This is a genomic window from Variovorax sp. P1_H12_2, from assembly GCF_056405335.1.
Genome location: NZ_JBFUCI010000603.1, coordinates 1 through 2,777 on the forward strand (window position 1 = coordinate 1; position 2,777 = coordinate 2,777).

At 65.8% G+C, this 2,777-nt stretch carries 3 protein-coding genes; 1 reads left to right on the forward strand and 2 read right to left on the reverse strand.

Annotation, left to right across the window (positions count from 1 at the left end):
• Positions 1-798, forward strand: a 798-nt coding sequence (locus AC1D2K_RS33015) for a hypothetical protein (RefSeq protein ID WP_478094433.1), incomplete at its 5' end; no start/stop codon positions are given.
• Between the two features lie 111 nt (positions 799-909).
• Here AC1D2K_RS33015 and AC1D2K_RS33020 read toward each other — a convergent pair.
• Both AC1D2K_RS33020 and AC1D2K_RS33025 read right to left on the reverse strand, forming a co-directional pair.
• The gene (locus tag AC1D2K_RS33020; protein WP_478094435.1) at positions 910-1,965 is read right to left on the reverse strand and encodes a ParB/RepB/Spo0J family partition protein; all 1,056 of its coding nucleotides are present in this window, start codon (positions 1,963-1,965) and stop codon (positions 910-912) included.
• 1 nt (position 1,966) lies between these two features.
• A partial coding sequence (locus AC1D2K_RS33025) for a ParA family protein (protein WP_478094437.1) occupies positions 1,967-2,777 on the reverse strand: 811 nt, incomplete at its 5' end.

Consider the following 2,777-nt stretch of genomic DNA (forward strand, 5'->3'; position numbering starts at 1 on the left):
ATGCAGCCCACTCCAGTCTTCGTCGACATTCGCCTGGCGAGCCCTGCCGACCATTCCCCGGCCAATCAGAATGAAGAATCCGCCAGGGAAGTCGTGGCCAGCCAAGGGTGGCCAGCCGTCTGCACTTTGGCAGAACTCGGCCGCATCCTGACGTTGATCCATGGCGTGCGCGCACCCGCCGATGCTTCCCTCAAGAAGTGGAGCGCCGCAGGTGCATTCAGGGCCTGCATGGCCAGCCAGGCGGAGATCGACACGAGCGAAGCGCCCTCCTCGCTCACCCACGAAGCGCTGCAACGACCGCGGCGCAGCGGTCGTCCCGGTCTCAGGCTGCGCACCGCGGCGGCGATCGGACGCGTGTACGAACTGTGGCCTTTCCTGGCCGAGTCCGATTCCCACGCAGTCCTCGAACTGGCTGTGGCCCGCACCGCCGACCACTTCCGCTCCGCCCTCGGCCCCATCTCGCCCCCGCCCTCGGTGCAGGCACCCGCGGTGGCCACGCCGGAGCCAGTGCTGCAGGAGGTTCAGGAGGTTCAGGAGCAGCTTGCGATGCTGACGCGGGAAATGGCTGCGGTGCGTCGGGAGCTCGCCCAGTTCTCGACGCTGCGCAACAACCTCATTACCAAACTGGACGATGTGGTGGCACGCGCCAAGGACGGCTTTGCCGGCGGCGCGCAGGCCGCGGGGCCCGGCTTCGACCCCTTGGCCGAGGCACGCCGCGATCGGGACATGGGCATCATGAAATCGACGCTGGCGGAGATTCTCGCGTCGCTGGAACGCATCGAGGCGGGTCGCTCCTGATCACTGCGGGCCGGGGGTAGTTTGAAACTACCCCCTCCACGGTTCGGTGCCGGACCCCAAAAAAAAGGGGGGTAGTTTGAAACTACCCCCCCTTTGCCTTCAGCCCGACACTCAGATCGAATCGACAAATCCCTGCATCGCCTTGATCAGAGCCTTCTGCTGATCCTGGTTCAGCTTGATCGACAGCCTCACCGAGGGCCGCCCGATGGCGTCGAACCTCAAGGAGCCCACCTTCTGGCCAGCCACCTTCAGCGCATGGCTGGCCTGTGCCGGCAGCGGAGCGGCCTCGGGCACCACCGAAGGCGGCGACACCAGCCCGGCAAAAACACTCTTGGCGGGCAGCACGCCTTTGTCCATCGACAGGGCCTGCGCCCGCGCGAGCAAACCCGATTCGTCTTCGATCATCGCCTTGCCGAGATCGGTTGCCCAGGCCAGCTGGATCGATTGCGGCGTCGGAAAGGCCGCAATGACCGTCGCAGGCAGTCGAGCCAGCGCCAGCGCCTTGCCGAGATTGCTGATGTCGACGCCCAGCGCCGCCGCCATCTGCCGGTTCGAGGGATAGACACCTTTGTCGAGCGCGCGCAGGTACGTCATGCCCTGCTCCCAGGGCGAAGGATCCGCCCTGCCCCGGTTCTCCCGGTCCATCTCCTCGATGAGCGCCCGATCGTCCAGGTTCTCGACCACCGCCCAGACCGGCAAGCCGATCTGGCGGCAAGCCTCGTAACGCCGGTGCCCGAACACCAGTTCGTAGCGCGGGCCATCGCCTGGATTCGCGATCGCGCGAACCTTGATCGGCTGCGAGTTCCGGCCAGCCTCCTGGATCTCGCGCTTGAAATCCTCGAACAGCTTTCCTTCGAAAGCCGACGCATGCCGGTTGGCGAACTCGCTGCGCGCGATGTCGGCGGTGTCGATGAGGCGTGCCGGCAGCGCGCCATCCCAGCTGCGCAGTTCCTCGCTGACTTCGCTCAGGCGCCCTTCCAGTTCGTCCACCTGCGCTGCGCGCACTCGAAGCTGGTCGTTCTCCCGCAACAGATCCGAGCGCTGATCGTTGGCAAATGCCATCATCGCGCCGGGCGCCGTCTTGGGCTTTGCGAGCTCCGGATTGGGCTGCGCAGTCGGCATGATCGACGCGAAGTCGATCTTGGAAGCTTTGTCTTTCAATCCCATGTCAAACCGCCGTTTCCAGAACTTGCCGCTCCGCGACCTGACGCGCCCAGACCGCCTCGATCTGCTGCTCGATCAGTTCGCACATCCGGTCGTAGGCCACCCTGGCCCGTGAGAAGGTCTTGGAGTTGACCGACCCCCGCGGCAGATCGTAGACCGTGCCGAACTCGGCGCTCGCCGTCGCCGCCACCGCGGTCTTCGGGATCTCGATCGGCAGTACCTTGTCGCCATAGCCCTCGAGCACCCACTGCCGCACCACCGAACTGGCGGTGTCCGATGCCTCGACACGCGACAACAGGACGTCGATGAACTCGAAACTCTTGTCTTTGCCGCGGCTGCGGACCAATTGGTTGCACAGGTCCGAGAACAGGTCCCAGAACTGGGCCGAGCTCGCGAAGTCCAGCGCCGACGGCGGCAGCGGCATGATCACGCCGTCCGCCGCCATCAGCGCGTTGATGGTCACGTAGCTCAGCGAGGGTGGCGTGTCGATCACGATGACGTCGTACTCCTCGCGCGGCAGGTCCAGCCCGCGGTCCAGCACCCGCCAGAATTCGAAGCCGGGATCCCGGGCCTGGCGCGCCGGCAGGTGGAATTCCGCACCGTAGAGCAGGGGGGCCGCGCACACCAGGTCGATGTTCGGCCAGTAGGTGGGACGGACGGCGTACTTCAGGTTTTCCTGATCGCCGGTGAACAGCGACATGGCCGTGTGCTCGGTCTCGACTTCGGCATCCGGCAGCACGCCGAACAGCGTCGTGGCGGAGCCCTGGGGATCGAGATCGACCAACAGCACGCGGTGGCCACGCATCGACAGGCCC